Genomic DNA, 26487 nt, shown 5'->3' on the forward strand with positions numbered 1-26487 from the left:
GACGGACGCGGCGCGGGCGCGCTCGGACGCGGGGCGGCTGCCCCGTCGTTGCCGCCGCCGGTGGCGGCGCCGAGCGCCTCACGCAGCCGCCGGGCCACGGGGGCCTCGACGGTGGAGGACGCGGACTTCACGAACTCGCCCTGCTCCTTGAGCTTGGCGAGCACGGTCTTGCTGTCGACACCGAACTCCTTGGCGAGTTCGTGTACGCGGGCTTTGCCTGGCACGGGTCTCCTCTTGGTGAGGCCGGCGGCTTGCCCGCTCGACCTCGTCGTCAGTGGCGCATGGTCATCGTGAGAACTTCACGGCTGAGTCATCCGACGGTGTCCTGTCAACGTGCGGACCGGCCTGGTGCCGGCCCGACTGGGTACTGCTCCCGCCCGCTCCCGACCCGCTCCCGGCGGCCTCCGGAGAGACACCCAGGACGTGGGCCCGGAGCGGACCGACCTCCACCGGGGCGCTGGTGCGCAGCGCCCGCGGGAAGGCCCGGCGTCGCTCCGCTGCGCGCAGGCACTCCGCCGTCGGGTGCAGCGAGGCACCTCGACCGGGGAGCCGCCGACGCGGGTCGGGGACGAGGTCCCCGGCCACGACGACGACGCGCAGCAGGTCGTCGACCGACGCGCGCTCCCGGCACCCCACGCAGGTGCGGACCGGGTTCGACGTTTCGGCCATCCGCAACTCTAGCGCGTGGCGGGTCCGCGTTGTTCCGCGCGGCGGGGAGCCGAACGCGGACCACCCGCCGGCGCCTGCCCCCGGGCCCCGGGGGCGCCGGCGCGCGACCCGCCCGGGGCGGGCGGCAGGCCCGAGCGCAGCGGCGGGCGGCCCACCCCGGGCGACGGGGTCGAGCCGGCCTCGTCGTCCTGGGCGTCGCTGCGGATGTCGATCCGGCAGCCGGTCAGCCGGGCGGCGAGGCGGGCGTTCTGACCCTCCTTGCCGATCGCCAGCGACAGCTGGTAGTCGGGCACCACCACGCGCACCGCCTTGGCCTGCGGGTCGACCAGCTCGGCGCTGGACACCCGGGCCGGGCTGAGCGCGGAGGCGACGAAGGACGCCGGGTCGGCCGACCAGTCCACGATGTCGATCTTCTCGCCGTGCAGCTCGCTCATGACGTTGCGCACCCGCTGGCCCATCGGGCCGATGCAGGCGCCCTTGGCGTTCAGCCCGGGCACGGAGGTGCGCACGGCGATCTTCGACCGGTGCCCCGCCTCGCGGGCGACGGCGACGATCTCGACGCTGCCGTCGGCGATCTCGGGCACCTCGAGGGCGAAGAGCTTGCGCACCAGGTTCGGGTGGGTGCGCGAGACGGTGACCTGGGGCCCGCGGTAGGTGCGGGAGACGGTGACGACGTAGGCCTTCAGCCGGCTCCCGTGGGGGTAGGACTCGCCCGGCACCTGCTCCGCGGAGGGCAGCACCGCCTCGACCTTGCCGATGTCGATCATCACGATGCCGCTGGCGTTGCGGCGCTGGTCGGCCTGCACGATGCCGCTGACGATGTCGCCTTCCTTGCCGGCGTACTCGCCGAAGGTCTGCTCGTGCTCGGCGTCGCGCAGCCGCTGCACGATGACCTGCTTGGCGGTGCTGGCGGCGATGCGGCCGAAGTCCGAGGGGGTGTCGTCCCACTCGCGGACGACCTCGCCGTCGGGGCCGAGCTCCTGCGCGAGCACGGCGACCTCGCCGCTCTTCCGGTCGACGTGCACGCGCACGTGCTTGGCCGCGCCGTCGGCGTGCCGGTAGGCGGTGACCAGGGCGGTCTCGAGCGCCTCGATGACCGTGTCGACCGGGATGCCCTTCTCCCGCTCCACCGCCTTCAGCGCGGTGACGTCGATGTTCACTTCTCTCCTCCGTCGTCGTCCGCGAGCCCGGCCTGGTCCAGGTCGTCGTGCTCGGCGGCGTCGTGCTCCGCGATGTCGTCCGCGGTGTCGTCGGTGCTGTCGCCGGGCTCGTCCGCCCGGCCGAACTCGACCTGCACCCGCCCGGCCCCGAGCTCGGCCCAGGGCAGCCGGCGGGGCTGCGGGGGGCGCTTCTTCGCGCCCGGCTTGCCCTTCGCCTCGACGGCCAGCGTCACACCGTCCTCCTCCACCGCGGTGATCCGCCCGGTGAGCTGCTCGGTGGACCCGGCCGGGCCGGCGGTCACCACGACCAGCCGCCCGGTGTTCCGGCGCCAGTGGCGCGGCTCGGTGAGCGGCCGGTCGACCCCGGGGCTGGTCACCTCCAGCACGTAGGGGGTGCGCCCCATGCCGTCGTCGTTGCGGTCCAGCACGTCGGAGACCGCGCGGCTGACCTCGGCGATGTCGTCGAGGGTGACGCCGGCGTCGCGGTCGACGACCACGCGGACGACGCTGCGCCGGCCGGCGGGGGTGACGACGAGCTCCTCGAGGTCGTACCCCGCCTCGGTGACGACCGGCCGGATCCAGCCGGTGAGCCGGTCGGTGGCGGGGTCGCTCCGCTGGGTTCCGCGAGAGGCGGACACGCTGGCCTCCTCAGGCTCGTCGGCGGCACGGTGCCGTGCGCGCAGTTCTGCGGCCCGGCGCCGCGGACCTGCGTCGCTGGCCGGGCCCGGTGTCGAGGGGAAGTGCTCAGGCTACCGCCCGTCCCGGCGCCCCGGCCCGGCGCGGTGGGGCCCCGGCCGCCCGGGTACCCACCGCACCGCCGCGGGGCGACGACGGCGTGCGGCCGACGTCACGGTGACGCGGCGCGCCCGCCCGCGCCAACGCCCGGCTGCCGGCACCACCGGCTGCGAGGATGGGGGTGATGTCCTCCACCCCCCGTCCCGGCCCGCGGACGCTGACCCGCCGGACCCTGCTGGTGGCCTCCGCCGCCGGGCTGGCCGTCGCGGCGACCGGGTGCACCTCCTCGCCTCCCGTGGCCGAGCGCGACACCGTGACCGGCGCGCAGGCCTCCGAGCTGGCCGCGCAGGTCGCCGTCCAGGAGACCCTCGTGGGGGCGTACGAGACCGCGTTGGCCGCCGACCCCTCGCTCGCCGCGGCGGCCGGCGTCCTCGCCGACCAGGCCGGCGAGCAGCTCGATCGGCTGCGTGCGGCCGCCCCCGGCAGCAGCCCGTCGGCCACCCCCCCGGTGGACGCACCGGCGGGCGGGGACGCCCGGGCCTGGCTGCGCACGCAGGTCGCCGCCGCCGCCTCGTCGCACGCCGACGCCGCCCTGGGGCAGACCGGCGCGCGGGCGGCGCTCCTGGGCTCCATCGCCGCCGGCCTGGGCGGCCACGAGGCACGACTGGCATGACGGAGGGCCGCCATGGCTGACGACGAGACCACCGGCACCGCGGCCGAGGACGCCGCCCTGGACGCCGCGCTGGCCGCCGAGCACGCCGCCGTGTGGGGGTACGGCGCGGTGGGTGCGGCGCTGGGTCCGGAGGACCGCGGCACCGCCGCCGCCGCCGAGGCGGCCCACCGCGAGGTGCGCGACCGGCTGATCACCCTGCTGGACGCGCGGGGCGCCGACCCGGCCGCCCCCGAGGCGGGCTACGAGCTGCCCTTCCCGGTGCTCTCGCCGGTGGATGCCGCCGCCCTCGCCGTCGTGCTGGAGGAGGGCGTCACCGCCGCCTGGGTGCGGGTGCTGGACCGGGCGGTGGAGCGGACCACGCGGGGGCTGGCCGTGGCGGAGCTCGGCGCCGCGGAGGTGCGGGCCGTCGGCTGGCGCGAGGCCGCGGGGCGGACGCCGGTGACCAGCGCCCTGCCCGGCCTGCCCACCGGGTAGCCACGGCGCGTCAGCCCAGGGCGCCCAGGAAGACGTCGGTGACGGCGACCGCGGCGCTGCTGGACTGCCCGGCCTCCACGAGCGTCGCGAAGGCGATGTCGCCCTGCGGGCCGCCCAGCTGGTAGCCGGTGAACCAGCCGTGCGACTCCGGCGGGCTGGCCGTGCCGAACTCCGCGGTGCCGGTCTTGCCGTGGACCTCGCCCCGGTCGGCCAGCGCCTGCGCGGTGCCCGAGAGCACGACCTGCCGCATCATCGGGCGGAGCGCGTCGAGCACCGCGGCCGCCGGTCCGGCCGGCACCGGCCCTGCCGCCTCGGCCCCCACGACCTCCACCGGAGCGACCGGGGTCCCGCCGGCGATGCCCGCGGCGACCAGGGCCAGCTGGGCGGGGCTCACCAGCACCCGGCCCTGGCCGATGGCGTTCGCCGCCTTGGTGGTGCCGGTGCTGTCGCGCGGGACGCTGCCCCCGAAGACGTCGACCGGCAGGTCCCAGTCGGTGCCGAGGCCGTAGGCGGCGGCCGCGTCGGCGAGCGCCGCGTCGGGCAGCTCGAGCGCCTGCTGGATGAACGTGGTGTTGCAGGACTGCGCGAAGGCCTCGGTGAAGGGGACGGTGCCGAGGTCGAACTGGTCCTGGTTCTCGAACTCCCGGCCCTCGACGACCGTCGTCGCCGGGCAGGGCACCGGCGTCTGCGGGGTCAGGCCGCCGTCGCCGAGCAGCGCGGTCGCGGTCACCGCCTTCATGCTCGACCCCGGCGGGAACTGCCCGGTGAGCGCGTTGGCGGGGTTGGCCGCCTCGTTGGAGGCGACGGCGAGGATCTCGCCGGTCCCGGGGCGCACGACGACGAGGTGCGTGGGCAGGGGCTCGGTGGCGACGGCGGTCTCCGCGGCCGTCTGGATCGCGGGCACCAGCGGCGTCTGGACCGGCTCGCCCGCGACGGGCGGCACCGCGGCGATCTCGCGGCCGGTGTCGCCGGTGGTCTCGTCGGTGCTGGCCACCGCGACGGTGAAGCCGGCGGTGCCGCTGAGCTGCTCCTGGTAGGCGCGCTGCAACCCGGAGAGCCCGAGCTGGTCGCCGGCGGCGTAGCGGGGCTCCCCGTCGACCGCGGTCTCCTCCAGCAGCTCGGCCGTCGCCGGGCCGACCCGGCCCAGCAGCGCGACGGCGAACCGGGGTGAGGGGGCCAGCAGCCGGGTGTCGGTCGGGAAGACGGCGCCGGGCAGGTCGAACACCTGCGCGCGGATCTGCTCGAACTGCGGCCGGCGGAGGTCGATCACCGGCACGAACTGCCCCTCGGGTGCGGCCTCGACGTCGGCGACGATCTCCTCGGCGGCGATCCCCGTCGCGGCCGAGAGCCCCGCCGCCAGCGCCGGCAGGTCGGTGACCCGGGCGGGGTCGACGCCGACCCGGACCACCTCGGTCGGGGTGAACAGCGGCGCGCCGGAGGCGTCGGTGATCGGCGCCCGTTCCGGCAGCTGCCGGTCGAGCACCAGACGCTGCCCCTCGCCCAGCTCGGGGTGGACGAGGGCCGGCTCGGCGACCACCTCCCACGCGTCCTCGCCCTCGCGCAGCCGCAGGGTGCCCTGGTAGCCCCACCCGGGCGCGGCCTCCAGGTCCCAGGTGGCGGTCCAGCCGACGGTGGCGAGGTCGTCCTCGACGGCCACCTCGCCGACCTCCGCGGCCAGCTCCGCGCCGGGCAGGTCCCCGGCCGTCTGCTCGAGCAGCGCGGTGGCGGCGGCGGGGTCGGTGGTCGCCGCGGCCGCGGCGGCGAGGTCACCGGCCGACCAGTCCGCCAGGAAGGACTCCGCGGCCGCCCGGACGTCGTCCTCGCTGCCCGAGCAGCCGGCCAGCAGCGGCGCGGCGAGCAGGACGGGGATCAGCAGGGCCGGGGTCGGGCGGGTGCGCACCGGCACAGGTTCCCAGACGTCACCGACCGTTCAGAACAGGACGCTGGCGTACTCGCCGACCTCGCGGAACCCGACGCGGCGGTAGGAGGCGCGCGCCCGGGTGTTGTAGTCGTTGACGTAGAGGCTCACCACCGGGGCGATGGCCGCGCGGGCGTACTCGACCACGGCGGCGGTGCAGGCCGTGCCGATCCCCCGGCCGCGCAGCGACGGCGCCACCCAGACGCCCTGCACCTGGCAGGCCGCCCGGCACACCGCGCCGATCTCCGCCTTGAACAGCACGCGCCCGTCCTCGATCCAGGCCAGCGACTGCCCGGCCCGCACCAGCTCGTCCACCCGCGCGCGGTAGCCGGCGCCGCCGTCGACCCGGAGCGGGCTGACCCCGACCTCCTCGGTGAACATCGCCACCGCGGCCGGGAGCAGGACGTCCAGCTCGTCGGTGCGCACCGGCCGCACCCGCGGTTCGGGGGCGACGGCGGGCGGCCCGTCGATCGCCAGCAGCGGTTGCCGGGGGCGGTGGTCGCGCGCCGGCCCCCACGCCGGGGCGAGCAGCTCCCACAGCGGCGCCACGGCGGCGGAGGGACCCACGATGGTGGAGCAGCGGCGCCCGGCCCGGCGGGCCCGCTCGGCGAAGGCGACGGCGGCGGCGCGCTCGGTGCCGGGCAGGGCGAACGGGATCAGGTTCGCGCCGGCCAGGCAGACCGCGTCGAGCTCGCGGCCGGTGCCGATGCCCCAGAGCGGCGCGCCGAGGGAGACCGCCGCGGTGCCCGCCGCCTCCACCCGGCCGGCGACGACGCAGGCCGCGACCGGGTCCGTGGCCAGCAGCCGGAGCACGGTCGGCTCGTCGGCCTCGTCCAGGACGCGGGCGGCAGGCGTACGGAGCACGGGTCAGCTGACGGTGACGACCGGCGGCCCGGAGGGCTCACCGGCGTCGACGTGCTCTCCGGCGATGCGCATGGCCTCCTCGATCAGCGTCTCGACGATCTGCGACTCGGGCACGGTCTTGATCACCTCGCCCTTGACGAAGATCTGACCCTTGCCGTTGCCCGAGGCGACGCCGAGGTCGGCCTCGCGGGCCTCCCCCGGCCCGTTGACGACGCAGCCCATGACGGCGACGCGCAGCGGCACCTCCATGCCCTCCAGGCCGGCGGTGACCTCGTTCGCGAGCTTGTAGACGTCGACCTGCGCGCGCCCGCACGAGGGGCAGCTGACGATCTCCAGGCCGCGCTGCTTGAGGTTCAGCGACTCGAGGATCTGGTTGCCCACCTTGACCTCCTCGGCCGGCGGGGCCGAGAGCGAGACGCGGATGGTGTCGCCGATGCCCTTGCTGAGCAGGGCGCCGAACGCGACCGCGGACTTGATCGTGCCCTGGAAGGCCGGCCCGGCCTCGGTGACGCCGAGGTGCAGCGGGTAGTCGCACTGCGCGGCGAGCAGTTCGTAGGCCCGCACCATGACCACCGGGTCGTTGTGCTTGACCGAGATCTTGATGTCCCGGAAGTCGTGCTCCTCGAACAGCGAGCACTCCCACAGCGCCGACTCGACCAGGGCCTCCGGCGTCGCCTTGCCGTACTTGGCGAGCAGCCGCTTGTCCAGCGAGCCGGCGTTGACGCCGATGCGGATGGGGATGCCGGCACCCTTGGCCGCCTTCGCGATCTCCCCGACCTTGTCGTCGAACTTCTTGATGTTGCCGGGGTTCACGCGGACGGCGGCGCAGCCGGCGTCGATCGCGGCGAAGACGTACCGCGGCTGGAAGTGGATGTCGGCGATCACCGGGATCTGCGACTTCCTCGCGATGATCGGCAGCGCCTCGGCGTCGTCGGTGTCGGGCACCGCGACGCGCACGATCTGGCAGCCCGAGGCGGTGAGCTCGGCGATCTGCTGGAGCGTGGCGTTGATGTCGGCGGTCTTCGTCGTCGTCATCGACTGGACGCTGACGGGGAAGTCGCTGCCGACGCCGACGCCGCCGACGTCCAGCTGCCGGGTCTTCCGGCGCGGAGCGAGCACGGGCGGGGGCGCAGCGGGCATGCCGAGGCCGACGGGGATCGCCATGGGTCCAGTATCCCCTGCCCGGGCGTCCGCGCCGGTGGAGCGGCTGTGAGGTGCGCCCGCCCGGCCGTCCCGGATCACCCGGCCAGCCGCACCGGGTTGACGACGTCGGCGATGAGCAGCAGCAGCGACAACCCGAGGAAGAGCCCGGCGACGGCGTAGGCCACCGGCATCAGGCGGGCGATGTCGAAGGGCCCGGGGTCGGGCCGCCCCCGCAGCCGGGCGACCGTCGCGCGCGCCTTCTCGTACAGCGCGCCGGCGACGTGCCCGCCGTCGAGCGGGTAGATGGGCAGCAGGTTGAACAGGAACAGCACCAGGTTCAGCCCGGCCAGCAGCTGCACGAAGTAGCCGATCTTCTGCACCGGGGAGAGCTGCTCGAGGGCGAAGACCTCCCCGGAGATGCGGCTGACGCCGACCACGCCGATGGGCCCGAGCGGGTCGCGCTCCTCGCCGAGGAACGCGGCCCGGAACAGCTGCGGGACCCGCTCGGGGATCTCCACCAGGCGGTCCACCGACCGCACGAGGATGTCCGCGAAGTGGCCGGGCACCTCGGTGACCGACTGGCGCACCTCGCGCTGCAGCGGGCTGATGCCGACGAAGCCGACCACCTGGGTCGCCTCGCCCTCCTCGTCGGCATAGACGACGTTCTCGATCGGCGTCACGGTGAGGTCCAGCCGCTCCCCGTCGCGCTCGACGGTGAACACCACCGGCTCGTCGGCGCTGGCGCGGATCGCCTCCTGCACCTGCTCCCAGCCCACGTCGGTCTCCTGCGGCACGGGCTCGCCGTCGAGCGCCAGCACGGTGTCGCCGGGCTGCAGGCCGGCCCGGGCGGCGGGGCTGCGCGCCGGCAGCGCGCAGCCCGCCGCGCCGGCCTCGCACAGCTCCCCCGCCGGCGTGATGGGGACGGCGCAGGGGTCCTCCGCGCCGGCGCTCGCGGCGCCCGCGGGCAGCACGCACTCGGGCACCTGGCGGATCGTCGTGGTGATCTCCGGGATGCCGAAGCCCATCAGCACGACGGCGAAGAAGACGACGGCGAGCACCAGGTTGTGGAACGGGCCCGCGAACATCACGATGACCCGCTGCCACCACGGCTTCTTGTAGAACACGCGGTCGCCGTCGCTGGGCAGCACGTCGTTGAGCGCCTGGCCGCGGACCTCGGCGATGAAGCTGCGCATCCGGGTGGCGCGCTTGCTCTCGCCCTCCTCGGCCGGCGGGATCATGCCCACGATGCGGATGTAGCCGCCGAGCGGGACCGCCTTGATGCCGTACTCGGTCTCGCCGCGGCGCCGGGAGAAGACGGTCGGCCCGAAGCCGACCATGAACTGCGGCACGCGCATGCCGAACTTCCGCGCCCACCAGAAGTGCCCGGCCTCGTGGAAGGCGATGGAGAGCATCAGGCCGAGGGCGAACAGGACGATCCCCAGGACCGTCAGCAGGAATCCGCTCAGCTCAGCCTCCGGCGATGACGCCCCGGGCGTGCTCCCGGGCCCACTTCTCCGCCGCCAGCACGTCCTCGACGCAGGTGGGGGCGCCGAGGTCCGGCGCGGCGTCGAGGGTACGCGCGACGAGCTGGACGATCCCTGGGAACGAGAGCCGACCCGCCGTGAAGGCGGCGACCGCCTCCTCGTTCGCCGCGTTGTACATCGCGGGCACCACGCCCCCCGACTCGCCGGCCGCGCGGGCCAGGCGGACGGCCGGGAACGCCTCCTCGTCCAGCGGCAGGAACTCCCACGTGCTCGCCGTCGACCAGTCCAGCGCGGGCTGCACGTGAGGCAGCCGGTCGGGCCAGGCCAGCCCCAGGGCGATCGGCAGCCGCATGTCCGGCGGGCTGGCCTGGGCGATCGTCGCGCCGTCGGCGAAGGTGACCATCGAGTGCACGATCGACTGCGGGTGCACGACGACGTCGATGTCGGCGTACGGGATGCCGAAGAGCAGGTGCGCCTCGATCAGCTCGAGCCCCTTGTTGACCAGCGTCGCCGAGTTGATGGTGACGACAGGGCCCATCGCCCAGGTCGGGTGGGCCAGCGCCTCGTCGACGGTGACGTCGGCCAGCTCCGCGGCGGTGCGCCCGCGGAAGGGCCCCCCGCTGGCCGTCAGCACCAGCCGGGCGACCTCGTCGCGGGAGCCGCCGCGCAGGCACTGGGCGAGGGCGGAGTGCTCGGAGTCCACCGGCACCAGCTGGCCCGGCGCGGCCGCGGCGAGCACCAGGTCGCCGCCGGCGACCAGCGACTCCTTGTTCGCCAGGGCGACGGTGCGCCCGGCCCGCAGCGCCGACAGCGTCGGCCCCAGCCCGATCGAGCCGGTGATCCCGTTGAGGACGACGTCGGCCGGCCGGGCGGCCAGCTCCTCGGCGGCGCGCGGGCCGGCCAGGATCTCGGGGAGCGCGAACTCCCCCGTGGCCCAGCCGCGCTGCTGCGCCGCGGCGTAGAAGGCCAGCTGCAGGTCCTGCGCGGCGGTGGCCCGCGCGACGGCGACGGTGCGGACCCCGAGCGCCAGCGCCTGCTCGGCCAGCAGGGCGACGTCGCCACCCCCGGCGGCCAGGCCGGTGATGCGCAGCCGGTCCGGGTTCTGCGCGGCGACCGCCAGCGCCTGCCGGCCGATGGACCCGGTGCAGCCCAGGACGGTGACCTCGCGCGGCTCGCTCATGCGGGCATCCTGCCAACCGGCCCGGTGCGGACCCCACCCCCGGCGCCCCGGCGCGGGCACGGGCAGGGCGGCGACCCGCCGATCCGGCACCTCGGGACGTGCGCCGCGGCGGCTCCTGCCAGAATGGCCGGGTGACCGAGGCACTGCACTCCCCGTCGACCCAGCGGGTCAACCAGCCCGGCCGTGAAGAGGCCGTCGTCCGCGCCGGCGAGCACCCCGTCGAGCACGAGCAGCCCGAGGACTGGGGCTGGCACGGCGAGACCGGCAAGTGGGGTCAGATCGGTGGCTGGTTCTCGACCGGGGTGATCCTGCTGTACCTGGTCGGCAACCACGAGGGCCGGGTCGAGGACATCTGGCTGCTCTGCCTGGCCGGCGTGATGGCGGCCGTCCTCATCTGGGACCTGCGCCGCAAGAGGACCGCCTGGCGCCGCTGACGGTGCAGCGGGCAGCGGCGCGGCTCAGGTGACGCTGACGCCGATCGCCGCGCCGATCAGGTAGGTCGTCCCGGCCGCTGCTGCACCGAACAGGAGCTGGCGCAGGCCGCCGTACCACCACGGCCGCGGCGTGAAGCGGGACGACAGCGCCCCGGCCAGCAGGAGCCCCAGCCCGCCGCTGAGCAGGGCGACCCACAGGACCGGGACGCCCAGCAGGTAGGGCAGCAGCGGCAGCACGGCGCCGGTGCCGAAGGTCAGGAACGACGAGACCGCCGCCACCCGCGGTGAGGGCTTGTCCTCCGGGCTCAGGCCGATCTCCGCGACGACGTGCAGCCGCAGGGCCGTCTCGGGATCGCGGGACAGCTGCACCGCCACCGTGCGGGCGAGCCGCTCGTCGACCCCGCGGACCCGCAGCATCTCGACGAGCTCCGTGAGCTCACCCTCGGGGTTCCGCTCGAGCTCGCGGCGCTCCTTCTCCACCTCGAGGTCCAGCTGCTCGTTCTGCGTCTTGACCGAGGTGTACTCGCCCAGCGCCATGGAGATCGCGCCGGCGACCAGGCTCGCGACGCCGGCGAGCACGATGGCCCGCGGGGCGGCGCCCCCGCCACCGACCCCGGCGACCAGGGCGGTGTTGGTCACGAGCCCGTCCATCGCCCCGAAGACGGCGGCCCGGAGCCAGCCGCCGGACACGTCGCCGTGGGAGTGCTCGTGGGCCTCCGCGTCGGGTGGCGCCCCGCTCACCCCTGGTCGGCCTCCGCGCCGAGCGCGACCGGCGCCTCGACCGCCGGGGCGGGCAGCGCGACGGCGGGCACGCCCTCGACCCGGTCCGCGGCGGCGAGCTGCCCGCAGGCGCCGTCGATGTCCTGGCCGCGCGTGTCGCGCACCGTCGTCGCGACCCCGGCGGCCCGCAGGCGGGCGACGAACTCCCGCTGAGCAGGCAGCGGGCTGGCGTCCCAGGGGCTGCCGGGCGTCGGGTTCAGCGGGATGAGGTTGACGTGCGCGAGCTTGCCCGCCAGCAGCTTCCCGAGCAGGTCGGCCCGGAACGGCTGGTCGTTCACGTCGCGGATGAGCGCGTACTCCACCGAGTAGCGGCGCCCGGTGCGCTGCGCGTAGGCGTCCGCGGCCTCGATCACCTCGCCGACCTTCCAGCGCGTGTTGATCGGCACCAGGGTGTCGCGCAGCTCGTCGTCCGGCGCGTGCAGGCTGACGGCGAGGGTGACGTTGCGCCCCTCCTCTGTGAGCCGGCGGATGGCGGGCACCAGTCCCACGGTGGAGACCGTCACCGACCGCTGCGAGAGGCCCAGCCCGTAGGGGGCGGTGCCGAGCAGCGCGTCGAGGGTGGCCCGCACGCGGGCGTAGTTGGCCAGCGGCTCCCCCATGCCCATGAACACGACGTTGGACAGCCGCCCCGGCCCGCCGGCGACCTCGCCGTCGGCCATCGCCGCGGCCGCCGCCACCGCCTGGCCGATGATCTCGGCGGCGGAGAGGTTGCGGGTCAGCCCGGCCTGGCCGGTCGCGCAGAAGGGGCACGCCATGCCGCAGCCGGCCTGGCTGGAGATGCACACGGTGGCGCGGTCGGGGTAGCGCATGAGGACGCTCTCCACGAGCGCCCCGTCGTGCAGCCGCCACAGGGTCTTGCGGGTGCGGCCGTTGTCGGCGGTCTGGTGCCGCACCACCGTGAGCAGCTCGGGCAGCAGCGCCTCGCGCAGCGCCTCGCGGGCGGCGGCCGGGATGTCGGTCATCTGCGCGGGGTCGGTGGTCCCGCGGTAGTAGTGCCGGGCCAGCTGGTCGGCGCGGAACGCCGGCTGACCGAGCTCGGCCACCGCGGCACGGGCCTCCTCACGGGTGAGGTCGGCGAGGTGGCGCGGCGGCTTGCCGCGGCGGGGGGCGTCGAAGACCAGGGGCAGGGCAGTCATGGCATCCCCATCGTCCCACTCCCCGGCCCGGCGGACCGGGTCCGGAGAGCGAACTCACGCGGACGGGCCGGCTTCCTGGCAGTGTCGGTGCTCATGAGCCGGCTGGACGACGTCGACCTGGGCCTCCGACTGGGCAAGAAGGAGGCGAAGGAGCAGCTCGCCGCCGCGCAGGAGCGCCTGGTCCACCTGCGGCTGCTGCTGGGTGGCCAGATCGGGCCCGGTGCGCTCGGCCCGCCGCTGCTGGTCCTCTTCGAGGGCTGGGACGCGGCCGGCAAGGGCGGCGCCATCCAGCGGCTGGTCGGCGAGCTCGACCCGCGGCACGTGCGGGTGGCCCAGTTCGCCGCCCCGACCCGCGACGAGAAGCGGCACCACTTCCTGTGGCGCTTCTGGCCGGTGCTGCCGGGCTGGGGCGGCATGGCTGTGCTCGACCGCTCCTGGTACGGCCGGGTGCTGGTGGAACGGGTGGAGGGGTTCGCCCCGGAGGACGCCTGGCGCCGGGCGTACCAGGAGATCGTCGACCTGGAGACCTCCCTGGCCGCCGAGGGCACGGTGCTCGTGAAGTTCTGGCTGCACGTCTCCCCCGAGGAGCAGCTGCGGCGCTTCGAGTCCCGCCGGGCGGACCCGTACAAGGCCTGGAAGCTGACCGACGAGGACTGGCGCAACCGGGAGAAGCGCGGCGAGTACGAGGCCGCCGTCGAGGAGATGCTCGCGCGCACCCACACCGGGGTGGCGCCCTGGCACGTCGTCCCCGCCGAGGACAAGCGGTGGGCGCGGGTCGCCGTCGTCCGGACCGTCTGCGAGGCGGTGGAGGCGGCGCTGCACGCGCGCGGCATCGACCCCGACCCGCCGCTGGAGGGCTACTGACCCGGGGTGCCGAGGTCGGCGTGCCGGCGCACCCAGGCGTGCATGGCGATGCCGGCGGCCACGCCTGCGTTGATCGACCGGGTCGAGCCGAACTGCGCGATGGAGACCGTCATGGCCGCGCCCGCACGCGCCTCCTCGGTCAGCCCCGGCCCCTCCTGGCCGAACAGCAGCACGCAGCGCCGCGGCAGCTCGGCGGACTCCAGCGGCACGGCGCCGGGGCCGTTGTCGACGGCGACGACGACGAGGTCCTGCTCCGCCGCGAAGGCGAGCAGCCCGCCGACGTCGGGGTGGTGGCGCAGGTGCTGGTACCGGTCGGTGACCATCGCCCCGCGCCGGTTCCACCGCCTCCGGCCCACCACGTGCACCTCGGCGGCGAGGAAGGCGTTGGCGGTGCGGACCACCGTGCCGATGTTGAGGTCGTGCCCGAAGTTCTCGATGGCGACGTGGAAGGGGTGCCGGCGCCGGTCGAGGTCGGCGACGATCGCCTCGACGGTCCAGTAGCGGTAGCGGTCGACGACGTTGCGCCGGTCGCCCTCGGCGAGCAGCTGCGGGTCGTACCGCGGATCGGCCGGCCACGGCCCCTCCCACGGGCCGACGCCGACCGTCGCGCCCCAGTCGGTGGGGCCGGGCAGTTCGTCCTCGCGCACCCAGGGAGGATGGCAGGGTGACCGACGGCGTCCTCCTGCACCTGGTCGAGCCGCCCGCCTGGCGGGCCGCCCTGCGCGCGGGCTCCATCGCCCCCGCGGCCGAGGGCTTCGTGCACCTCTCCGCGCCCGGGCAGGTGCACCTGCCCGCGCAGCGGCTGTTCCCCGGCCGGCGCGACCTGGTGCTGCTCGTCGTCGACCCCGCGCGGCTCCCGGACGCGGTGCGGTGGGAACCCGGGCACCCGGACGACCCGGCCGGCTCGCTCTTCCCGCACCTCCACGGGCCACTGCCCACGTCGTCGGTCGTGGCGGTCATCCCCTACCGGCCGCCGGCGCCGGTCGAGCCGCCCACGCCCGAGGACGCGCTCGGCCGCGCGGTGGCCCTGTACACCTCGGTCCCGGTGCGTCGCGCGGTCGGGGTGGGCGACGTGCCCGGCGGGGTGGCCGTGCTGGACCCCGACCACCCCCACTCCCGGGACAACAACCGGCTGGTCCTGACCCGGCCGGTGACCGCCGCGGCCGTCGAGGCCGCCGCCGAGGAGGTGGGGGGCAACGCCGGCTGGCCGCACCTGGCCGCCCTCCTCACCTGGCCGGGTGCCGGATCGGTGGCCGCCGAGCTCGCCGGCCGCGGCTGGAACGCCGAGGAGCTGGTCCTCATGGGTCGGCCCGCGGACCTCCCGGTGCCGGGGACGGCGGTGCGCGCCGAGGTGGTCGACCAGCGCGAGGTGCACGACCTGTGGGACCGGGGCTGGCGCCGCGACCTCGCCGGCCTGGGCGACCGGCTGGAGCCGGTGGTGCGCCAGCTGATCGGCCGCGAGCAGCTCAACGACCGGGTGCTCGCGGTGACCGACGTGGTGGTGCGCGAGGACGGCCGCGTCGTGGCCGCCGCACAGCTGCGGGTGGACGGCGCCACCGCCGCGGTGGAGTCGGTGATGACCGACCCCCGTGCCCGCGGGCGCGGGTACGGGGACGCCGTGCTGGCCCGTGTCCTGGAGCTGGCCGCGGCCGCCGGCTGCGACCTGGTGGTGCTGGAGGCCGCCGGTGACGACTGGCCGCGGCACTGGTACGCCCGGCGGGGCTTCACCGGGCTGGGCTCGACCTGGGCGGTCGACCGGCCGGTCTAGGCAGGCGCCAGCAGCGCCAGCAGCAGGTAGGCGGCGGCCGCGGACGGCAGCAGGGAGTCCAGCCGGTCCATGATCCCGCCGTGACCGGGCAGCAGGTCCCCCATGTCCTTGATGCCGAGGTCCCGCTTGATCAGCGACTCGGCGAGGTCGCCGATGGTCGCCGAGACGGCGAGCGCCGCGCCGAAGATCAGCCCGCCCCACCAGGGTGCGTCCAGACCCAGGACCAGGATCGGGGTGGCCACGAGCATGCAGGCGAGCACGGAGCCGGCCATGCCCTCCCAGGACTTCTTCGGGCTGATGGACGGCGCCATCGCGTGCTTGCCGAACAGCACGCCGGCCGCGTAGCCGCCCACGTCGCTGGCGATCACCGTGGCGATGAAGGCGGTCACCCGCACCGCGCCGTCGTCGGGCACCAGGAGCAGGACGGCGAAGCCGGCGAGGAACGGCACGTAGAGGGCGGTGAGCACGCCGGCGGCGGCGTCGCGGCGGTAGCCGACGGGGCCGCCGGCCAGCCGCCACAGCAGCACCGCGAGGGCGGTGAGGAAGAAGCCGGTGAGCAGGCCGGTGGGGCCGCGCGTCCAGGCCAGCCCCTCCATGGCGAGCGCGCCCACGAGCAGCGGGACCAGCGGCGCGGAGAAGCCGCCCTTGCCCAGCGCCCGCGTGAGCTCGACGACGGCGACCAGGATCGCCACGACGAGCACGCCGAGGAACGCCGGGCGCCAGAGGAACAGCGACAGCAGGATGACCGCGACCAGCGAGACGCCGACGCCGATGGCCGCACGGAGGTTCCGACCGGCCCGGCTCACCGGCTGCTCCGTGGTGGGCAGCTGCGCGACCGCCTCGGGCAGCGGCATCGCCGTCGCCGTGCGGGCGTCGTCGCCGGCTGGGGCGGCATCGTCGGGCAGCCCGTCGTGGGCGGCGGGCTCAGCGCTCCCGGGGTCGTCGGACGCCCGCTCGTCGGGCACCGGGACCGGAGCGCGCGACGGGAGCGGCGGCAGCGGGCGGGAGGCCGCGACCGGCACCGGACCGGTGTCGTCACCCCGCCGGCGCCCGCCCGCTCGCGGCTCAGCGGCCCGGGGGAACGGCTGTCCCCCCGGGCGCAGGGAGCCGGGACGGTCGGCGGGAGGAGGTGTCATGGGAGCGGCGGCCGAGCTCGGGATCAGACCTCGAGCAGCTCGGTCTCCTTGTTCTTCATCGCCTCGTCGACGTGCGCGACGTGCTGCGCGGTGAGGTCGTCCAGCTCCTTCTCCGCGCGGCGCACGTCGTCCTCGCCGGCCTCGCCGTCCTTGGCGATGCGGTCGAGCTCCTCCTTGGCGCGGCGCCGGATGTTGCGGATCGCCACCTTGGCGTCCTCGCCCTTGGCGCGGGCCTGCTTCACCAGGTCACGCCGGCGCTCCTCGGTGAGCTGCGGGAACACCACCCGCAGGATCTGCCCGTCGTTGGTCGGGTTGACGCCCAGGTCGCTGTCGCGGATGGCCCGCTCGATGGCCGTCAGCTGGCTCATGTCATAGGGCTTGATCACCGCCATCCGCGCCTCGGGCACGGTGATCGAGGCCATCTGCGGCACCGGGGTGTACGCACCGTAGTAGTCGACCATGATCTTGCTGAACATCGAGGGCGTGGCCCGGCCGGTGCGGACCGAGCCCAGGTCCTCCCGCGCCACCGAGAGGGCCTTGTCCATGCGCTCCTCGGCGTCGAGCAGGGTGTCGTCGATCACGGGTTGTCCCTCCTGCGGCGGTTCTCGTTCCGCCGGCGTCCTCGTCTGTACCCCGATCGGTGCCGCCGGCCTCAGGCCGGCTGGCTGATCAGCGTGCCGATCCTCTCACCTGCGGTGGCGCGGGCGATGTTGCCGTCGCGCAGCAGGTCGAACACCACGATCGGCATCCGGTTGTCCATGCAGAGGCTGATCGCGGTGGCGTCGGCCACCTTGAGCTGCTTGGCCAGCACCGTCGCGTAGTCCAGGTCGTGGTACATGACGGCGTCGGGGTTGGTGCGCGGGTCGTCGTCGTAGACGCCGTCGACCCCGTTCTTGCCCATGAGCAGCACCTGGCACTCGATCTCCAGAGCCCGCTGGGCGGCGACGGTGTCCGTGGAGAAGTAGGGCATCCCCGCCCCCGCGCCGAAGATGACCAGCCGCCCCTTCTCCAGGTGCCGGATGGCCTTGCGCGGGATGTAGGGCTCGGCGACCTGGCCCATCGTGATGGCCGACTGCACGCGCGTCTCCAGCCCGGCCTTCTCGCAGAAGTCCTGCAGCGCCAGGCAGTTCATGACCGTGCCCAGCATGCCCATGTAGTCGGCCTTGGTGCGGTCCATCCCGGCCTGGGAGAGCTCCGCCCCGCGGAAGAAGTTGCCACCCCCCATCACGACGGCGACCTGGGTGCCCCGCGCCACGACCTCCGCGAGCTGCTCCGCGATGCCCTTGACGATGTCGGCGTCGACACCGACCTTGCCGCCGCCGAAGGACTCACCGGAGAGCTTGAGCAGCACGCGCTTGTAGCCGTCGCCGTCGGCCGGCTGGAAGGCGGTGGGGGCGGACAGCGGCGCGGTGGTGTCGGTCAACGGTTCCATCCTGGGGTGGTGTGGTGGGGGGCTGTCGGGGGGTGATCCTGCCGCATCGGCGAAGCCGGGTCCTGCTGGGCGCGGGCCGCGGCCGGACAGCAGAGGACCCCGCTCCCCCACGCCTCGCACGCTGGGTGCGACCCCTGGACGGGGCTGGACGTGGGGACGCGGGGTCCTCGGCCGTTCGGCTGTCAGGCCTGGCCGACCTCGAAGCGCGCGAAGCGCTCCACGGTCAGGCCGGCCTCGTCGACGATCTGCTTGACCGTGCGCTTGGGCTCGGTGATCGACGGCTGCTCGAGCAGGACGAAGTCCTTGTAGTAGGCGTTGACCCGGCCCTCGACGATCTTGGCGATCGCCTGCTCGGGCTTGCCCTCCTCCTTGGCGGTCTGCTCGGCGACGCGGCGCTCGGTCTCGACCGCCTCGGCCGGGACCTCGTCGCGGGTGAGGTAGCGCGGCCGCGCGGCGGCGATGTGCATCGCCAGGCTGCGGGCGGCGTCCTCGCTGCCACCGGAGTACTGCACGGCGACACCGATGGCCGGCGGCAGGTCGGTGGCCCGCTTGTGCAGGTAGGTGGCGGTGGTGCCCTCGAACGCGACGAACCGGCTGAGGACCAGCTTCTCGCCGATGCGGGCCGACTCGGCCTCGATCAGCGCGGCGACGGTCCGGCCGTTGTCCTCGGTGGCCAGCAGCGCCTCGGCGTCGGCCGGCTTGCTGTGCAGGCCGATCTCGACCAGCCGCTCGGCCAGCGCCACGAAGTCGGCGTTCTTGGCGACGAAGTCCGTCTCGCAGTCGAGCTCGAGCAGGGCGCCGTCCTTGCTGACGACGACACCGTTGGTCGTCGAGCGCTCGAGGCGCTTGCCGACGTCCTTGGCGCCCTTGACGCGGAGCAGCTCGACGGCCTTGTCGTAGTCGCCGTCGGCCTCGGTCAGGGCCTTCTTGCAGTCCATCATGCCGGCGCCGGTGGCGTCGCGGAGACGCTTGACGTCGGCTGCGGTGAACTCAGCCATGTTCCTTCTCCTCAGAAGTACTGATGCGTGGGTGGGCCTGGAAGGCCCCTCGCAGGGCCCCGCCGCGAACGCGCCAGCGGCGGGGGGCGAGGGGGTCCTTACGCGTTCTGGGCGCCCTGGGTGCCGGTCTCCGTGCTGCCCGTGGCGGGCACGCCCTCGACCGGGGCGACCTCGTTCGCCGTGACGTCGGCCGGCTGGGCCGGGGTCTCGGGCAGCGGGGTCGCGGCGGCCTGCTCCTCGGCGGTGCCGCCGGTCAGCAGCTCGCGCTCCCAGTCGGCCAGCGGCTCGCCGGCTCCGACGGCGGGCTCGCCGCCGTCCTCGCGGCCGGCGTTGGCCTGCGCGGCCGAGCGGGCCATGAGGCCCTCGGCGACGGCGTCGGCGATGACCCGGGTCAGCACGGTGATGCTGCGGATCGCGTCGTCGTTGCCCGGGATCTTGTAGTCGACCTCGTCGGGGTCGCAGTTGGTGTCGAGGATCGCGACGACCGGGATGTTCAGCTTGCGGGCCTCGCCGACGGCGATGTGCTCCTTCTTGGTGTCCACGATCCAGATGGCGCTGGGCACCTTCTGCATGTCGCGGATACCACCGAGGCTGCGCTCGAGCTTGGCCTTCTCGCGGCTGAGGACCAGCTGCTCCTTCTTGGAGAGGCTGACCAGCACGCCGGTCTGCTCCATGTCCTCGAGCTCCTTGAGGCGCTGGAGCCGCTTGTGGACGGTCTGGAAGTTGGTGAGCATGCCGCCCAGCCAGCGCTGGTTGACGTAGGGCATGCCCACGCGGGTCGCCTGCTCGGCGACGACCTCCTGCGCCTGGCGCTTGGTGCCGACGAACAGGATCGAGCCGCCGTGGGCCACGGTCTGCTTGACGAACTCGTAGGCCGAGTCGATGTACCCGAGCGTCTGCTGCAGGTCGATGATGTAGATGCCGTTGCGCTCGGTGAAGATGAAGCGCTTCATCTTCGGGTTCCAGCGACGGGTCTGGTGCCCGAAGTGGACGCCGCTGTCGAGCAGCTGCTTCATGCTGACGACTGCCATATCGCAGCCTCTCTGCTTCTCGCGCGCGACCGGGGCCGCGCGCATTCCGGTTGTCGCGGGCACCGGGTGGTGCACCGCCCTGGCGTCCTGCGGCGCCACTCACCCGGCTGGGCCGGGACCGAGGTGGCGACTGCCCCGCCGACCGGCGGGAAGAGGACGCGCGAAGTCGACCCGCTCGCACGGGCCGCACCGGACAGCATACGCGTCGCCGAGAGGACCCCGTCCCGCCGGCCGCCCACAGCCCGCGCGGGCGTCCACACCTCCCGGCCGCCCCCCTCGCTCGGCACGATCTGCCCCGAGCATCGGGGGATGCCCCGTCCGCTGGTCGCCCTGCTCCTCCTCCTGGCGGTGCTGACCGGCGTCGCCCCCGCGGCGGCGGCGCCGGTCAGCACCCCTGCGCCGCCGCCGGAGGTGCCCTGGAGCGCCCCGCTGCCCGGCGAGCCGGTGGTGACCCGCCCGTTCGAGCCACCTCCGCACCGGTACGGGCCGGGGCACCGCGGGGTCGACCTGGCGGCGGCACCCGGCTCGCCCGTGCTGGCGGCCGGCGACGGGGTCGTCGTCTTCGCCGGGATGGTCGCGGGACGCCCGGTGGTGAGCGTGGAGCACGCGGGCGGTCTGCGGACGACGTACGAACCGGTCAGGCCGTCGGTGGGTGCGGGGCGCCCGGTCGCCCGCGGCGAGCCGCTGGGCGTGCTGGATCCGGGCCACGACGGCTGCCCGGTCGCGGCCTGCCTGCACTGGGGCGCACGCAGGGGCGAGGTCTACCTGGACCCCTTGTCGCTGCTCCGGCTGCCGCGTGTGCGGCTGCTCCCCCTGGGTGGTGACGATGGACGACACCCGGTGATCGATCGGTGACCGCACGTACGCACCGGGTGGGTGTGGATGCCGGGCGGCTCGGCCCTCCGGCGCTACCGTCGCGGTGTGCGATTCCGACGCAAGCGAGCCGCGAAGCCGGTCTCCGGTGAGCCCACCGGCGCGGCGCCGATCGATGACCGGCCCAGCGGAGAGGTCGGGTCCGGCGGTGCCGTCGAGCCCAGCGGCGCCCCCGCGGCCGGCGTGGAGCCGGCCGCGGACCAGCCGGCGGAGGCTGGGCAGGACCCCGACCAGGTGCTCGGCGACCTGCGCCGGGTGATCGACACCTTCGGCTGGGCGGTGCTGCACGGGGGCGGCACCCCCGGCGAGCCGCGCTACTCCTACACGGTGGGGCTCGCCGCGTGGGAGCACCCCGAGATCATCGTGGTGGGGCTCCCCTTCCCGGCCGCGGAGAAGTACCTCAACCTGGTGGGCGAGGCGGTCCGCGCCGGCGCCCGCTTCGCGCCGGGCACCGCGACGACGGCGCTGACCGACGAGGACTCCCCCGTGGTGTTCCTCCGCGTCGAGGAGTCCGACCGCCTCACCGTGGTGGAGGAGCTCCACGGCACGGTGGACGCGCTGCAGCTCATCTGGCCGGACTCCACCGGCCGGCTGCCCTGGCAGGAGGGCCACCGGAACCCGCCCGGGACGCAGCCGCTGCTGGGGCCGCTCCCGGACGGCGGACCCACCGGCTGAGCACGCCACCCCCCGACGAGGCGGGCGGTGGGAGGTCAGGCGATGTCGGCGAGCTTGGTGCGCAGGTGCAGGACGGCCTTGGTGTGCAGCTGGCAGATCCGGCTCTCGGTCACCCCGAGCACCCGGCCGATGTCGGCGAGGGTGAGGCCCTCGAAGTAGTAGAGCGAGACGACGACCTTCTCCCGCTCGGGCAGCTGCTCGACGGCCCGCGCCAGCAGCTGCCGCGCCTCGCCGTGCTCGGCCATCGCCTGCGGGTCGAGCGCGCTGGGGTCCTGCAGGGTGTCGCCGAGGCGCGGGGAGCCGCCCTCGTCGTCGGTGAGCAGCTCGTCCAGGGCGACGACGTTCACCAGGGAGAGCTGCCCGAGGAACTTGCGGATGTCCTCGACGTCCATGTCCATCGCGGCGGCGACCTCTTCGTCGGTCGGCGTCCGGTGCAGCGTGCTCTCCAGCTCGGCGACGGTGCGCTCGAAGGCGCGCGCCTTGACGCGGACCGACCGCGGGATCCAGTCGGTGTTGCGCAGCTCGTCGATGATCGCGCCGCGGATGCGGGCCATCGCGTAGCTCTCGAACTTCACCTCGCGGGTGGGCTCGAAGCGGGTGATGGCGTCGATGAGCCCGAAGGTGCCGTAGGAGATCAGGTCGGCCTGCTCCACGTGCGCGGGCAGGCCGCTGCCCACCCGGCCGGCGACGTACTTCACCAGCGGCGCGTAGTGCAGGATCAGCCGGTCGCGCAGGCCGGGGTCCCGGACCTCGACGTACCGCGCCCACAGGTCGGCCAGCACGGCATCGGCGTCCTCGCCGGACTCGCCGATGCGGTGGATGGTTGCCTCAGACACGGTCGCGCTCCTCGGTCGTGCTGCGCGGGCACCGTCCGTGGTCCCGCGTGGTCCTGACTGCCGCTGCAGGCCCCGCCACCCGGCCGCACGCCTCAGGCACGGGGGTGCGCCTGGGCGTGGACCGCACGGAGCCGCTCGACCGTCACGTGCGTGTAGATCTGTGTCGTCGCGAGGCTAGCGTGACCGAGCAGTTCCTGGACGGAACGCAGGTCCGCGCCGCCCTCCAGGACGTGCGTCGCAGCGGAGTGCCGGAGCCCGTGCGGGCCGATGTCGGGCGCTCCCGGGACGCCGGCCGTCGCGGCGTGCACCGTGCGGCGGGCCTCGCGGGCGTCGAGCCGGCCGCCCCGCAGGCCGAGCAGCAGCGCGGGCCCCGAACCCGGCCTGGCCAGGGCCGGCCGCCCGCGGGTGAGCCAGGCCTCCAGCGCCCGCTCGGCGGGCAGGCCGTAGGGGACGCTGCGCTCCTTGCGCCCCTTGCCCAGGACGCGCAGCAGCCGCCGCCCGCGGTCGACGTCGTCGACGTCCAGGCCGACGAGCTCGCTGACCCGGATCCCGCTGGCGTAGAGCAGCTCCAGCACGACCGCGTCCCGGAGCTGCACCGGCTCCTCGGCCCCCGCAGCGCTCTCCACCAGGGCCCGCGCCTGCTCGGGCGCCAGAACGTCGGGCAGGGTGCGGTGCGCCTTCGGGCTGACCAGCCGCTGGCCGACGTCCTCGGGGGTGAGGCCGGCCCGGCGCAGCCAGGCGGTGAACGACCGCGCCGCGGAGGCGTGCCGGGCGGTGGTCGACCGGCTGTGCCCGCGGGTGCGCCCCTGGGCCAGCCAGCTGCGCAGGGCGGCGAGGTCGAGGTCGTGCGGCTGGGTGCCGCTGCGCCGGGCGAGGTGGTCCAGCAGCCGGGCCACGTCCCCGACGTAGCTGCGGACGGTGTTCGCCGACAGGTCGCGCTGCCCGGTCAGGTGCTCCTCGAAGCCGGCCAGCGCCTCGGCCAGCGCGGGCGGCAGCCCGGCGCGGACCTCGTCGGTGCTGGGGGTGGCCACGGGGGCACGGTCCGTCGGCTCCCGCCGCCGGTCAAGGCGCCGCGCCGGGCGGCTTCGGCGGCGGGGCCAGCCGCCAGCCGGTGCCGGTCCACTCGACGAGCTGGGCGAGCTCCAGGGCGGGCAGCACCCGGAGCACGTCCAGCACGTCGCAGCCCGCGCCCCGGGCCAGCCGCTCGGGGCCGACGCCGGTGCGCACCGGGCAGGCGTCGAGCACGCGGACGGCGACGTCGGAGAGCCCGTCCCGCGGCGAGTCCGGGCGCTCCACCGGCGGGGCGAGGTCCTCGCCGAGGCGGCCGACCGCCTCGACGACGTGGGCGGCGGAGGTCACCAGGACGGCCCCGACGTGCTCGTCGCGCAGCAGCTCGTGGCAGCCCACCGACAACGCGCTGGTCACCGGCCCGGGCACCACCATCACGGGGCGGCCGAGCTTCTGCGCGCGGTGCGCCGTGGCCTGGGCACCCGAACGGGCCGCCGCCTCCACGACGACCGTCCCCCGCGTCAGCGCCGCGATGAGGCGGTTGCGGACGAGGAAGCGGTGCCGCAGGGGGGCGCAGCCCGGTGGCCACTCGCTCACCAGCAGGCCGTCCTCGGCGATCCGGTGGAACAGGGCACCGTTGCCGGCCGGGTAGGGGCGGTCGACACCGCAGGAGAGCACCGCGACCGTGGGCGCCCCGGCGGCCAGCGCCCCGCGGTGGGCGGCCCCGTCGATGCCGAAGGCGCCGCCGGAGACGACGGTCCAGCCCCGCTCGCCGAGCTGGTGCCCCAGCTCCCCGGCCACGTGCTCGCCGTAGGCGCTGGAGGCGCGGGCACCCACCACGGCGACCGAGCGCTCCGTGAGCACGTCGAGCCGGGCGGCGCCGCGGACCCACAGCGCCACCGGCGGCACCAGCGCCCGGGTGCGGTCGGTCTGGTCCTTCCGGTCGACCGGCTCCTCGGCGACCGCGACCGTCAGCGCGTGCAGCGCGTAGGCGGGCCACTCGTCGTCCTCGGGCACGACGAGCCGGGCACCGCACCGCTCGGCGCGGCGCAGGTCGGCGAGGGTGGCGTCCTCCTCCGCCCGCGCGCCGACCAGCGACCGGGTGCCGGACGGCGCGTTCCCCGCCCGCAGCCGCCGCACCGCCTCGACCGGGCCGACGTCCTCGACCCAGCGCCAGAGGTCGACCGTGCCCGGCTCCACCGCCCGGCTGAGCCAGGCCCGCGCCCGGCGCAGCCCCGGGTGCACCACGCCGGCCTCCGGCGGCGCCGCGGCGGCGTCCTCCAGGTCTTCCTCGAGGGTGGTCACGCCGCGGCCCGCTGCAGCCGCATGCCGAGGGCCTCGGCGACGTCGTCCGCGGACGGCACGGCCCGGCCGGCCAGGTCCGCCACCGTCCACGCCACCCGCACCACCCGGTCGAACCCGCGCACCGAGATCGACCCCCGCTCCAGCGCCCGCTCGGCCAGCCGCAGCGACGCCCGCGGGACGGCGAACCGGTCGCGCAGCAGGCGGCCGGGCACCTCGCTGTTGAGCTGCAGGCCCGTACCGGCCAGCCGCGCCCGCGCCACCGCCCGTGCCCGCGCGACCCGGGCGGCGACGACGGCGGTGGACTCCGGCGCCGGGAGGCCGTCCAGCCAGGCCGCCCGGGTGACCGGCGGCAGCTCGACCCGCAGGTCCACGCGGTCCAGCAGCGGCCCGGACAGGCGGGCCTGGTAGCGCCGCCGCTCCAGCGGGCTGCAGGTGCAGGCGGTGTCGCCCGCGGCGGTCGCGCACGGGCAGGGGTTCGCGGCCAGCACCAGCTGCGCCCGGCACGGGAACGTGGCGGCACCGGCGGCCCGCTGGATGGTGACCTGGCCGCGTTCCAGCGGCTGGCGGAGCGTGTCGAGCACCGCCCGCGGGAACTCCGGCGCCTCGTCCAGGAAGAGCACGCCACGGTGGGCCCGGCAGAGCGCGCCGGGCCGGATCTGGCCCGAGCCGCCACCGATCAGCGCCGCCATCGTCGCCGAGTGGTGCGGCGCCTCGAAGGTCGGCCGGGTGACCAGCGGCGCCTCCGGCGGCAGGGTGCCCGCGATGGAGTGGATGGCGGTGACCTCGAGCGCCGCCTCCTCGTCCAGGGGCGGCAGCAGCCCGGGCAGCCGCTCGGCGAGCATCGTCTTCCCGGCCCCGGGCGGCCCGGCGAGGTGGAGGTGGTGCCCACCGGCGGCGGCGATCTCCACCGCCCGGCGGCCCGCGGCCTGCCCGACGACGTCCCCGAGGTCCGGGACGGGCGGCTGCGCGGGCTGCGCACCGCGGACGTGCGGCACCAGCCGCTCGGCGCCCTGCAGGTGGGCGACCAGCTCGGCCAGGGTGGCGACGGCGAGCACCTCGACCCGGTCGACCAGGGCGGCCTCGGCCGCGTTCGCCGCCGGGACCACGACCTGCCCGTGCCCGGCCCGCGCGGCGGCGAGCACGGCGGGCAGGACGCCGCGGATCGCCCGCACCGAGCCGTCCAGCCCGAGCTCGCCCAGCAGCACCAGCCGGTCGACGGCCGCCTCGGGCACCGCCCCGGCGGCGGCGAGCACGGCCGCGGCCAGGGCGAGGTCGAAGCCGCTGCCCTGCTTGGGCATCGACGCCGGCGACAGCCCGATGGTGACCCGGCGGACGGGGAACTCGCCGCCGGCGTTGGCGATCGCGGCACGCACCCGGTCGACCGACTGGCGCACCACGGCGTCGGGCAGCCCGACCAGCGCCACCCCGGGGAGCCCGGCGGCGATGTCGACCTCCACCTCCACCATGGCCCCGCGGACCCCGGCGAGGCCGACCGACCACGTGCGGGCGAGCGTCACGAGAACGCCCCCCGCAGGTGCGTGACGACCGCCGGGCGGTCCGGGTGGACGAGCACGCCCACGACGTCGAAGCGCACCTGGGGCGCGTGCTCGTCGTGCGCGGCCAGCCAGCGCTGCGCCAGCACCCGGATCCGGCGCCGCTTCGCCGGCGTCACCGCCTCCACCGGGTGGCCGTAGCCGGTGCCACGCCGCGTCTTCACCTCGCAGAAGACCAGGGCGTCGCCCTCGCGCGCGACGAGGTCGAGCTCGCCCTCGCGGCAGCGCCAGTTGCGGTCCAGCACGCGCAGGCCGGCGTCGGTCAGGTGGGCGACGGCGATGCGTTCACCGCGGGCGCCGAGGTCGGTGGTGGGAGGCACCCCCCGACCGTGCCGCTCCCGGCCGGGCGGGCCCAGCC

Annotated in this window: 29 protein-coding genes; 7 read left to right on the plus strand and 22 right to left on the minus strand. The window is 75.6% G+C overall.

Features of this window, described 5'->3' with window-relative positions:
• The 4 genes from E9549_RS00005 to rimP form a co-directional block, all read right to left on the minus strand.
• Positions 1–224: translation initiation factor IF-2 N-terminal domain-containing protein (locus tag E9549_RS00005; RefSeq protein WP_236824525.1), on the minus strand; the 224-nt coding region annotated here is incomplete at its 3' end.
• A 61-nt stretch (positions 225–285) separates the two neighbouring features.
• Positions 286–669: a YlxR family protein gene (locus tag E9549_RS00010; protein ID WP_236824526.1), complete on the minus strand. Its 384-nt coding sequence runs from the start codon at positions 667–669 to the stop codon at positions 286–288.
• Between the two features lie 8 nt (positions 670–677).
• Positions 678–1829 carry a transcription termination factor NusA gene (gene nusA / locus E9549_RS00015; protein ID WP_236824527.1) on the minus strand — a complete coding sequence of 384 codons (1152 nt, stop codon included), beginning with the start codon at positions 1827–1829 and terminating at the stop codon, positions 678–680.
• A complete protein-coding gene (rimP, locus tag E9549_RS00020) occupies positions 1826–2467 on the minus strand; it encodes a ribosome maturation factor RimP (RefSeq protein ID WP_236824528.1) in 642 nt (213 codons plus the stop codon). The genes nusA and rimP overlap by 4 nt, the downstream gene beginning before the upstream one ends.
• A gap of 281 nt (positions 2468–2748) precedes the next feature.
• Here rimP and E9549_RS00025 point away from each other — a divergent pair, with 281 nt between their 5' ends.
• Entirely contained in the window at positions 2749–3237 is a 489-nt protein-coding gene (locus E9549_RS00025; RefSeq protein ID WP_236824529.1) for a hypothetical protein, read from the plus strand.
• A 12-nt stretch (positions 3238–3249) separates the two neighbouring features.
• Positions 3250–3711, plus strand: a complete 462-nt coding sequence (locus E9549_RS00030) for a ferritin-like domain-containing protein (protein WP_236824530.1) — start codon at positions 3250–3252, stop codon at positions 3709–3711.
• Positions 3712–3721: 10 nt separating this feature from the next.
• Here E9549_RS00030 and E9549_RS00035 read toward each other — a convergent pair whose 3' ends face one another.
• The 5 genes from E9549_RS00035 to dxr all read right to left on the minus strand — a co-directional run bounded on the left by E9549_RS00035 (position 3722) and on the right by dxr (position 10300).
• Entirely contained in the window at positions 3722–5611 is a 1890-nt protein-coding gene (locus E9549_RS00035) for a penicillin-binding transpeptidase domain-containing protein (RefSeq protein ID WP_236824531.1), read from the minus strand.
• A gap of 30 nt (positions 5612–5641) precedes the next feature.
• Positions 5642–6493 carry a DUF4081 domain-containing GNAT family N-acetyltransferase gene (locus E9549_RS00040; RefSeq protein WP_236824532.1) on the minus strand — a complete coding sequence of 284 codons (852 nt, stop codon included), beginning with the start codon at positions 6491–6493 and terminating at the stop codon, positions 5642–5644.
• A 3-nt stretch (positions 6494–6496) separates the two neighbouring features.
• Entirely contained in the window at positions 6497–7657 is a 1161-nt protein-coding gene (gene ispG / locus E9549_RS00045; protein WP_255714651.1) for a flavodoxin-dependent (E)-4-hydroxy-3-methylbut-2-enyl-diphosphate synthase, read from the minus strand.
• A gap of 74 nt (positions 7658–7731) precedes the next feature.
• A complete protein-coding gene (locus tag E9549_RS00050) occupies positions 7732–9102 on the minus strand; it encodes a site-2 protease family protein (RefSeq protein WP_308191112.1) in 1371 nt (456 codons plus the stop codon).
• 1 nt (position 9103) lies between these two features.
• Positions 9104–10300, minus strand: coding sequence for a 1-deoxy-D-xylulose-5-phosphate reductoisomerase (gene dxr / locus E9549_RS00055; RefSeq protein WP_236824534.1), 1197 nt, complete (start codon positions 10298–10300; stop codon positions 9104–9106).
• Between the two features lie 131 nt (positions 10301–10431).
• Here dxr and E9549_RS00060 point away from each other — a divergent pair, with 131 nt between their 5' ends.
• Positions 10432–10734, plus strand: coding sequence for a DUF2631 domain-containing protein (locus E9549_RS00060; protein ID WP_236824535.1), 303 nt, complete (start codon positions 10432–10434; stop codon positions 10732–10734).
• A 24-nt stretch (positions 10735–10758) separates the two neighbouring features.
• On the opposite strand, the gene E9549_RS00065 is transcribed toward E9549_RS00060, so the two are convergent.
• Both E9549_RS00065 and rlmN read right to left on the minus strand, forming a co-directional pair.
• Positions 10759–11475, minus strand: a complete 717-nt coding sequence (locus tag E9549_RS00065; protein ID WP_236824536.1) for a VIT1/CCC1 transporter family protein — start codon at positions 11473–11475, stop codon at positions 10759–10761.
• The gene (rlmN, locus tag E9549_RS00070) at positions 11472–12650 is read right to left on the minus strand and encodes a 23S rRNA (adenine(2503)-C(2))-methyltransferase RlmN (protein ID WP_236824537.1); all 1179 of its coding nucleotides are present in this window, start codon (positions 12648–12650) and stop codon (positions 11472–11474) included. Before rlmN ends, E9549_RS00065 begins: the two co-directional genes overlap by 4 nt.
• A 93-nt stretch (positions 12651–12743) precedes the next feature.
• Between rlmN and E9549_RS00075 the strand changes: the two genes are divergently transcribed.
• Positions 12744–13514: a polyphosphate kinase 2 family protein gene (locus E9549_RS00075; RefSeq protein WP_236824538.1), complete on the plus strand. Its 771-nt coding sequence runs from the start codon at positions 12744–12746 to the stop codon at positions 13512–13514.
• On the opposite strand, the gene E9549_RS00080 is transcribed toward E9549_RS00075, so the two are convergent.
• Positions 13508–14161, minus strand: coding sequence for an RNA methyltransferase (locus E9549_RS00080; RefSeq protein WP_236824539.1), 654 nt, complete (start codon positions 14159–14161; stop codon positions 13508–13510). The two genes, E9549_RS00075 and E9549_RS00080, sit on opposite strands and share 7 nt — an antisense overlap.
• 17 nt (positions 14162–14178) lie before the next feature.
• Here E9549_RS00080 and E9549_RS00085 point away from each other — a divergent pair, with 17 nt between their 5' ends.
• Positions 14179–15282, plus strand: a complete 1104-nt coding sequence (locus E9549_RS00085; RefSeq protein ID WP_236824540.1) for a GNAT family N-acetyltransferase — start codon at positions 14179–14181, stop codon at positions 15280–15282.
• Here E9549_RS00085 and E9549_RS00090 read toward each other — a convergent pair.
• The 5 genes from E9549_RS00090 to rpsB all read right to left on the minus strand — a co-directional run bounded on the left by E9549_RS00090 (position 15279) and on the right by rpsB (position 19879).
• Positions 15279–16304 carry a phosphatidate cytidylyltransferase gene (locus E9549_RS00090; protein WP_236824541.1) on the minus strand — a complete coding sequence of 342 codons (1026 nt, stop codon included), beginning with the start codon at positions 16302–16304 and terminating at the stop codon, positions 15279–15281. The two genes, E9549_RS00085 and E9549_RS00090, sit on opposite strands and share 4 nt — an antisense overlap.
• A 137-nt stretch (positions 16305–16441) precedes the next feature.
• Complete coding sequence (gene frr, locus E9549_RS00095; protein ID WP_236824542.1) at positions 16442–16999, minus strand: ribosome recycling factor; 558 nt, start codon at positions 16997–16999, stop codon at positions 16442–16444.
• A gap of 71 nt (positions 17000–17070) precedes the next feature.
• On the minus strand, positions 17071–17841 hold the full coding sequence (pyrH, locus tag E9549_RS00100; protein WP_255723693.1) for a UMP kinase: 771 nt from the start codon (positions 17839–17841) through the stop codon (positions 17071–17073).
• A gap of 191 nt (positions 17842–18032) precedes the next feature.
• A complete protein-coding gene (gene tsf, locus E9549_RS00105) occupies positions 18033–18848 on the minus strand; it encodes a translation elongation factor Ts (protein ID WP_236824543.1) in 816 nt (271 codons plus the stop codon).
• Positions 18849–18946: 98 nt separating this feature from the next.
• The gene (gene rpsB / locus E9549_RS00110; protein WP_236824544.1) at positions 18947–19879 is read right to left on the minus strand and encodes a 30S ribosomal protein S2; all 933 of its coding nucleotides are present in this window, start codon (positions 19877–19879) and stop codon (positions 18947–18949) included.
• 309 nt (positions 19880–20188) lie between these two features.
• Here rpsB and E9549_RS00115 point away from each other — a divergent pair, with 309 nt between their 5' ends.
• Entirely contained in the window at positions 20189–20734 is a 546-nt protein-coding gene (locus E9549_RS00115) for a murein hydrolase activator EnvC (protein ID WP_236824545.1), read from the plus strand.
• A 66-nt stretch (positions 20735–20800) separates the two neighbouring features.
• A complete protein-coding gene (locus tag E9549_RS00120) occupies positions 20801–21427 on the plus strand; it encodes a DUF4262 domain-containing protein (RefSeq protein ID WP_236824546.1) in 627 nt (208 codons plus the stop codon).
• A gap of 35 nt (positions 21428–21462) precedes the next feature.
• Here the strand turns inward: E9549_RS00120 and whiG are convergent, their stop codons facing one another.
• From whiG to E9549_RS00145, 5 genes are all read right to left on the minus strand, one after another.
• Positions 21463–22263 (minus strand): RNA polymerase sigma factor WhiG, encoded by an 801-nt coding sequence (whiG, locus tag E9549_RS00125; RefSeq protein WP_236824547.1) that lies wholly within the window; start codon positions 22261–22263, stop codon positions 21463–21465.
• Between the two features lie 92 nt (positions 22264–22355).
• The gene (locus E9549_RS00130) at positions 22356–23294 is read right to left on the minus strand and encodes a tyrosine recombinase XerC (RefSeq protein WP_236824548.1); all 939 of its coding nucleotides are present in this window, start codon (positions 23292–23294) and stop codon (positions 22356–22358) included.
• A 31-nt stretch (positions 23295–23325) separates the two neighbouring features.
• Positions 23326–24576, minus strand: coding sequence for a DNA-processing protein DprA (gene dprA / locus E9549_RS00135; RefSeq protein WP_236824549.1), 1251 nt, complete (start codon positions 24574–24576; stop codon positions 23326–23328).
• Positions 24573–26093, minus strand: coding sequence for a YifB family Mg chelatase-like AAA ATPase (locus tag E9549_RS00140; protein ID WP_236824550.1), 1521 nt, complete (start codon positions 26091–26093; stop codon positions 24573–24575). Before E9549_RS00140 ends, dprA begins: the two co-directional genes overlap by 4 nt.
• A complete protein-coding gene (locus E9549_RS00145; RefSeq protein ID WP_236824551.1) occupies positions 26090–26449 on the minus strand; it encodes a YraN family protein in 360 nt (119 codons plus the stop codon). The genes E9549_RS00140 and E9549_RS00145 overlap by 4 nt, the downstream gene beginning before the upstream one ends.
• Positions 26450–26487 lie beyond the last annotated feature (38 nt).

This window comes from Blastococcus sp. MG754426, assembly GCF_021699055.1.
In the GTDB taxonomy this organism is placed as follows: domain Bacteria; phylum Actinomycetota; class Actinomycetes; order Mycobacteriales; family Geodermatophilaceae; genus Blastococcus.

Bases quoted from the DNA above. Each gene is read 5' to 3' on its own strand.
- rlmN (WP_236824537.1), bottom strand. From the start codon at position 12,650: ATGACTGCCCTGCCCCTGGTCTTCGACGCCCCCCGCCGCGGCAAGCCG.
- dxr (WP_236824534.1), bottom strand. From the start codon at position 10,300: ATGAGCGAGCCGCGCGAGGTCACCGTCCTGGGCTGCACCGGGTCCATC.
- rpsB (WP_236824544.1), bottom strand. From the start codon at position 19,879: ATGGCAGTCGTCAGCATGAAGCAGCTGCTCGACAGCGGCGTCCACTTC.
- E9549_RS00115 (WP_236824545.1), top strand. From the start codon at position 20,189: ATGCCCCGTCCGCTGGTCGCCCTGCTCCTCCTCCTGGCGGTGCTGACC.
- E9549_RS00030 (WP_236824530.1), top strand. From the start codon at position 3,250: ATGGCTGACGACGAGACCACCGGCACCGCGGCCGAGGACGCCGCCCTG.
- E9549_RS00075 (WP_236824538.1), top strand. From the start codon at position 12,744: ATGAGCCGGCTGGACGACGTCGACCTGGGCCTCCGACTGGGCAAGAAG.
- tsf (WP_236824543.1), bottom strand. From the start codon at position 18,848: ATGGCTGAGTTCACCGCAGCCGACGTCAAGCGTCTCCGCGACGCCACC.
- ispG (WP_255714651.1), bottom strand. From the start codon at position 7,657: ATGGCGATCCCCGTCGGCCTCGGCATGCCCGCTGCGCCCCCGCCCGTG.
- E9549_RS00010 (WP_236824526.1), bottom strand. From the start codon at position 669: ATGGCCGAAACGTCGAACCCGGTCCGCACCTGCGTGGGGTGCCGGGAG.
- E9549_RS00025 (WP_236824529.1), top strand. From the start codon at position 2,749: ATGTCCTCCACCCCCCGTCCCGGCCCGCGGACGCTGACCCGCCGGACC.